6 protein-coding genes and 1 pseudogene are annotated in these 6,313 nt (G+C 42.9%); all 7 read right to left on the bottom strand.

All coding sequences use genetic code 11. From position 1 onward, the window contains the following. Positions 1-134: 134 nt before the first annotated feature. A complete protein-coding gene (locus tag AC29Z1_RS01720) occupies positions 135-1,895 on the bottom strand; it encodes a formate--tetrahydrofolate ligase (RefSeq protein WP_488269728.1) in 1,761 nt (586 codons plus the stop codon). Positions 1,896-1,934: 39 nt separating this feature from the next. Then, complete coding sequence (locus AC29Z1_RS01715; protein WP_488269727.1) at positions 1,935-2,705, bottom strand: ATP-binding protein; 771 nt, start codon at positions 2,703-2,705, stop codon at positions 1,935-1,937. 113 nt (positions 2,706-2,818) lie between these two features. Then, positions 2,819-3,466, bottom strand: coding sequence for a DUF3786 domain-containing protein (locus AC29Z1_RS01710; protein ID WP_488269726.1), 648 nt, complete (start codon positions 3,464-3,466; stop codon positions 2,819-2,821). Positions 3,467-3,508: 42 nt separating this feature from the next. Next, the gene (locus AC29Z1_RS01705; protein ID WP_488269725.1) at positions 3,509-4,372 is read right to left on the bottom strand and encodes a bifunctional 5,10-methylenetetrahydrofolate dehydrogenase/5,10-methenyltetrahydrofolate cyclohydrolase; all 864 of its coding nucleotides are present in this window, start codon (positions 4,370-4,372) and stop codon (positions 3,509-3,511) included. 12 nt (positions 4,373-4,384) lie between these two features. Continuing rightward, entirely contained in the window at positions 4,385-5,017 is a 633-nt protein-coding gene (locus AC29Z1_RS01700) for a cyclodeaminase/cyclohydrolase family protein (RefSeq protein WP_488269724.1), read from the bottom strand. A gap of 280 nt (positions 5,018-5,297) precedes the next feature. Further along, positions 5,298-6,149, bottom strand: coding sequence for a UbiA-like polyprenyltransferase (locus AC29Z1_RS01695; protein WP_488269723.1), 852 nt, complete (start codon positions 6,147-6,149; stop codon positions 5,298-5,300). Beyond that, a pseudogene (locus tag AC29Z1_RS01690) lies at positions 6,142-6,313 on the bottom strand (menaquinone biosynthesis decarboxylase); the annotation flags it as partial. The gene AC29Z1_RS01695 and the pseudogene AC29Z1_RS01690, both read right to left, overlap by 8 nt.

Genomic DNA, 6,313 nt, shown 5'->3' with positions numbered 1-6,313 from the left:
CTAAGAGCTTAGCTACTCAAGACTGTATGGTATGGACATTTTTTCACAAACTCTATTTACAGGTATTCGCCCTCAAGCGGGCGAATACCTGCTAAGTTTCATAAAATTTCCGTATATTTTGTGATATTTTTTTATTAGAACAATCCGCTAACTTTACCGGTATTTACGTCAACGTCAATTCTGCGGTAAGCAGGGTCAGAGCTGGTTCCTGGCATCAAGCTGATAGCGCCAGCCATCGGGCAGAGGAATTTGGCGCCGCCGTAGACCAGAATGTCACGGATTGGCAGTCTCCAGCCTTTTGGTACGCCTTTCCAGGTCGGCTCATGCGACAAGGAGAGATGCGTTTTAACCATCATTGTGCAGTAATCGGCATACTTAGGATCGGATTCAAATTTCTGTGCTTTTTCTTCAGCGAGCGGTGACCAATCAACGCCATCTGCGCCATAAACTTCTTTGGCAATGAGCTCAACACGCTGACGAAGCGGCATATCAAGCGGATACAGGAACTTGAAGTCAACTTCTTCTTTGCAGGCATCAAGAACTGCGTCAGCCAGATCAAGAGCACCGTCGCCACCTTTGAGCCAATGCTCGGATACAGCAGCACGAGCGCCGGCTTGTTCAGCAATCCGCTTAACAAGCGCATGTTCTGCCGGAGTATCTGTATAGAAGGCATTGATACAAACAACCGGCTTAATGCCAGACTTCTTGATAATATTGATCATGTGTACCATGTTTTCGCAGCCTTTTTCTAAGAGGGCAAGGTTTTCTTTGGTATATTCCTCAGGCAACGGACGACCAGGTACAACACTTGGGCCACCACCATGCATTTTAAGAGCACGAACAGTTGCAACAAGAATGGAAACATTCGGCTTCAATCCGCTCAAGCGGCATTTAACGTTCCAGAATTTCTCGAAACCGATGTCAGCAGCAAAGCCGGATTCAGTTACATGGTAGTCGAAGCACTTCAAGCCAATGCGGTCAGCAATAATCGAGGACTGGCCAATTGCAATATTAGCAAACGGACCAGCATGAACAAAGCAAGGTTGACCTTCAACAGTAGCACAAAGAGTCGGGTTGATGGTATTACGCATCCAGGCAGCCATAGCGCCGTCAACTTCCAAGTCACCAGTAGTAATAGGCTCACCTTTTCTGTTGTAGGCAACTACGATATGCTTGAAGCGTTCACGCATATCTGCCAAGTCTTTAGCAACAGCCAAAATGGCCATCAGTTCGGAGCTAACAGAAATACCGAACTTGGATTGCATCAAGAAACCGTCTTTTTTGCCGCCAATACCCATGATAATGTTCCGGAGACCTTGGGCAGCAAAGTCAATAACCCAACCCATTTCTACGTTCTTCGGGTCGATGTCAAGTCTTCTTAAATTTCTTTTAGCCAGTTCTTCATCAGTATAATTGGCTTCATGTTGCATTCTGGCATTCAGTGCAACCATTGCTAGATTGTGTGCATTGGTAATATCATTGATGTCACCAGTCAAGCCAAGGGAGAACTCGGTCATTGGAATAAGTAAAGCATTACCACCGCCAGCAGCAGTACCTTTTACATTCATGGTAGGTCCGCCGGATGGTTGACGTAAAGCGCCACCAACTCTTACGCCACGTTTGCCAAGGCCTTCCATAATACCAATGGAAGTAGTTGATTTTCCTTCACCAAGCGGGGTAGGAGTAATAGCAGTTACCTCAATATATTTTCCGTCAGGCTTATCTTTCAGGCGATCAATAACCTTTAGAAAGTCAACTTTTGGAGTTTTGCCATAAGGAATAATTTCATCCTTTTCTAAGCCCAACATCTCCATATATTGCTCTGTAGTAGGTAGGTTTTTCTCTGCAGCTTCGGCGATTTGCCAATCTTTTAATACTGTAGGATCCCATGCCATAAAACAAAATCCCCCTTTTTTAATTGTTCAGAATGAAAATCATTTATTAGTTTTCCATTCTGTAACGACACGTTGGTAAATTTCTTCCATTGTCGTTTTAAAGGCTCCGGTAAGTATGTCCGCTTCGTTTCCGAGAGCGACATCCAGCAGATCGTCATCAAAACGAATGACACCTAACAGTTCTTGAGCTGTAAACTGTTCCTGGATAAATGCTTCTTCTTTCGGAGAACGAATCTTATTAGCGATAACTTTTGTTACCTTGATACCCAAATCATTTGCCAGTTGCATTACTACTCTTGCGGTTTGAACACTGGTCTTGCTCGGTTCTGTAACAACAATCATCAGGTCTACACCTTTTGATGTGCCACGAGTCAAGTGTTCAATTCCTGCTCCCATATCAAGAATAACTACGTCATCCTTATCTAAAATCAGAGCATCGACTACCGAATAGAGGAATGCATTTTCTCGGCAATAGCATGCCGAACCGCCTGGTTTAACAGCACCCATTCGTAAAAATCTGATGTTACCCACGCTAATGGAATACTCATCTAATATGTCATCCACATCAGGATTAAGGCTATAGAATAAGCCCCCACCGGCGCTTTTTTCCTTAATCACTTCTTCCATGTCAATCAGCGGAACTACCTTAGCCAAGATATCATCAGGAATTCCCAATGCTAAACCTAAACTTGCGTCAGGATCAGCATCAACTGCATAAACTCGGCGGCCATCACGGGCAAATAATTTGGCTAAACTGGCAGAGACAGACGTTTTTCCGACGCCGCCTTTGCCGGAGACTGCAATTTTCAAATCTTCACCTCCTTATAATATGTACTGTAAAGCTTGTGGTACGATGTACAAAGATTCGGTATTCTCTCTATATATGGAATTATCTGTAAATACAAATGGAGGTTATCTCAATTCTAGCTCAATGTTCGAGCTGTTTTATTAAGTAGACTTGCACCCGCAGCAGCAGCCACCACGATATCTTCGGTAGGCAGATAATACTGGGCTGTAGCATCAAATAATACCGTAGCATTAGCAGGAAACTCTTCGTCCCCTTCCCAGATAACATAAGTTACCGGCAGCCGCGGCAATATGTCCAGTGTAATCGAGACATCACCATACTTAGCAAAGGTGACTCCCAACTTTTCACCCACTTGACGTAGTAAACTGGTTTTTTTACCAAATATAGCTTTAAATCCACCAAGTACCCGGCCATTAAAGGGTTGTAAATAGATCATGCCACCTGGTATTTCTTTAAAAGAAATCAGTTTTCCAGATAAAGCGTGTCCGCTTGCAGTAATCAAATAATGCAATAAAACGATTTTAGTGGCTATCGGCACCGGTTCTTGACGTTCAGCAAAGCTGACTTCTCCATCAGGATAACTTACAGTATATACTTCATTTATATAAGGGAGGGTGAATACACTCTTGACACTATCAAATTCAGCCCCACTGTTCCTGGCCATTTCTTCCGGATTTTTAGCAGCTAAATCAGCGCAGGCTTTTTCATAAGCCAATTGATAGCCATTCTGCAGATGTTGCGAGTTACTGTTACCGATTTGCATTGGCTGTGCCTCCTAGTGCAATAGCAGAGTTACAGAATAAAATTAAGACAGTCCGTTTTGCATTTCACAAGCCTGAATCGTTTGCTTGCAAAGAACAATGGTTGTAACGGAACCAACACCGCCCGGAACCGGAGTGATTTTATCAACGATGGGAGCAACTTCGTCGTAATCAACATCACCGCAATATTTACCCGGATTGTCTGGGTCTTCGTTAATTCCTACGTCAATGACCACTTGGCCAGGTTTTACAAAGTTAGCCTTAACCATTTTAGCCCGACCTACTGCGGCAATGAGAATATCGGCATCAGCGCAAACGGCTGGCAGATTGTCTGTCTTGGAATGGCAAATGGTTACGGTTGCGTTTTCTCTCAAGAGCAGCATCGCAACAGGCTTACCAACTACTTGAGAACGACCTAACACAACAGCTTTTTTACCTTTTAAAGGAATATTATAGTATTTGAGAATATCCATACAGGCTGTAGGCGTACAAGGTGGGAAACCAGTAGGATCATCGGTGTAAACTTTGGCAGCACTGCCAATAGTCATGCAGTCAACATCTTTTTCAACAGGAATAAGGCTGCGGATTTTTTTCTCATCCAAGTGTTTAGGTAGAGGTGCAAACATCAAAATACCATTAATTTCTTTGTTAGCCCCAACCTCAATCACGGCTTTTTCAAACGAAGCTTGATCGATATCGGCAGGATATTCGAATACTTGATAAGCCATACCGATGGACTCACAAGTTTTTTTAGCGCCACCTTCATAGAACAGATCATCAGGACGGGCACCAACCCGGATAATGCCTAATTTCGGAGTAATTCCTTTAGCTTTTAAGGCTGCTACCTTTTGGGAGAGTTCCTCCTTCATGGCATCGGCAACCGCTTTACCGGCTAATCTTTCGGCCATTGTCAGATCCTCCTATTTTTTAATTTTGCTTAGAACCAATTCAAGAGTAGCGTCGGCGATTTTGGAACCTTCGGCAAGTAACTGCTCCATTTCTGCCTTGTTTTTGTTGACATATTCCTGATCCTTAATAGTGTTAAGATTAATCACAACATTGAGCATTGCACTGATAAGAGCAGCCTTTAAGAATACTACACCGCAACCAACATCGGAAATTGCTAAATTGGTACCAATCTGACCCATGCGCTCGTGAATTTTGATTCCCTCATAGCATTTCCGCATAATTTTCATCGGGCCTTCACAGGCATCTTTTGAGCATTTTTCCAGAACCTGTTCTTTATAAGCTATCTGCTCCGGTGTATCTTTGGGTAAGCCGTAGGCTTTGGAAAGAGGCTCAAAAACCGCTGCATCCTCATCCACCAATTGTTTCAAATCTTCAATGATCTTGCTGCCTTTTTCAATGAGTTCTTTAACTTCATCTTCCACATCGGCATATTTCTTTTTACCCACAGTCAAGTTTCCGACCATGTTGGAAAGAGCCATTCCGATGGCACCGCCCAGGGCTGCCGCACCGCCGCCTCCCGGTACTGGAGCTTTAGAGGCCAGTACTTCCAGAAAATCAGAGCAGGACTTGTCAAGCATACTCATGGTTCTTTATCCTCCCACTTCTTCCGTTAATTTGAAATAACATTACAACATTGAAGCAATATTGTTTGTTTGTTATTTCACATACATTTCAATTGGAAAAATTCGCTTTATTTTCAGAAATTCCTGCTTAATTTTAAGCAGTCAAAAAAAATATTATTGTCGAATTTTGACAAAAGTTATATTGTTACATAACAAAACCCCCCTAATAAATATGGGAGGTTTTGCAAATACGTTGCCAATGTCGTCAAATTTAATTTTTTAATAGCTAGCCAATGTATTACTATGTCATATATAAGGATATAACTGTAAAAATGAATAATAAAATACCTACTAAACCATTGCGCATAAAATATCGTTGAGTAACCTGGCTCAAATCATCAGGACTAACAATAGTATGTTGATAAATTAGAACAAATGCCGCTAGCACAACTCCGATATAGTAGATGAAATGTAAATCCAGCAGCATTCCGACAGCCGCAAATCCTAAGACACTTAAGGCGTGCATATATCTTGATAATTGTAAGGCACCGTCAACACCAAAACGCACAGGCATCGACTTCAAGCCATGTGCTTTATCAAAAGCCACATCTTGGCATCCATAAATAACATCAAAGGCAGCAATCCACCCTCCTACCGATAATCCCAGGAGAATTACCGCATAAGAAACCTCTCCGGCAACCGCAATCCAGGCACCAATCGGTGCTGCCGCCAAAGCCACGCCTAATACCAGATGACAAGTCCAAGAAAAACGTTTCATATACGGATAAATAACCAAAGGTATTAGCGCTAGCGGCCAGAGCTTCAAACAAAGCGGTTGTAATTGGGACGCAGCCAGCAAAAACACCAACAGGCTAACAAGAATAAGGACAATGGCTTCCCAAATTTTTACGGCACCTGTAACCATGGGCCGTTTCGTAAAACGCGGATGCAATCGATCGTACTTTAAATCAATCAGATTATTAAGTGCCAGCGCTGCGCTGCGAGCTCCAATCATCGCTAACGTAATCCAAAAAAGGTCATGACCACTGGGAACCCCACCGGCAGCTAAAAAAGCTCCCATATAAGCAAATGGCAGGGCAAAAACCGAATGGGACAAAGCAATATTATCAAGATGGGCTTTTAACTTATTCAAGCCCCAAATCCTTCCATTTGGCATCAACCATTTTAATAATTTCATCAGACATTCTAATCTCATCTGGCCATTCACGGGTATGTCCTTCGGACGGCCATGTTTTTGTAGCATCAATACCTACCTTTGTCCCCCAGTTAGCCATTGGTGAGGAGTGGTCAAGAACG

The sequence above is a fragment of the Sporomusa sp. genome (genome assembly GCF_057736855.1).
Note: the sequence above shows the minus strand (reverse complement) of the source record. Positions and strands in the feature narration are given on the sequence as shown.

Coding starts and splice junctions, on each gene's coding strand:
- AC29Z1_RS01720 (WP_488269728.1), bottom strand. CDS start 1,895: ATGGCATGGGATCCTACAGTATTAAAAGATTGGCAAATCGCCGAAGCT.
- AC29Z1_RS01710 (WP_488269726.1), bottom strand. CDS start 3,466: ATGCAAATCGGTAACAGTAACTCGCAACATCTGCAGAATGGCTATCAA.
- AC29Z1_RS01705 (WP_488269725.1), bottom strand. CDS start 4,372: ATGGCCGAAAGATTAGCCGGTAAAGCGGTTGCCGATGCCATGAAGGAG.
- AC29Z1_RS01700 (WP_488269724.1), bottom strand. CDS start 5,017: ATGAGTATGCTTGACAAGTCCTGCTCTGATTTTCTGGAAGTACTGGCC.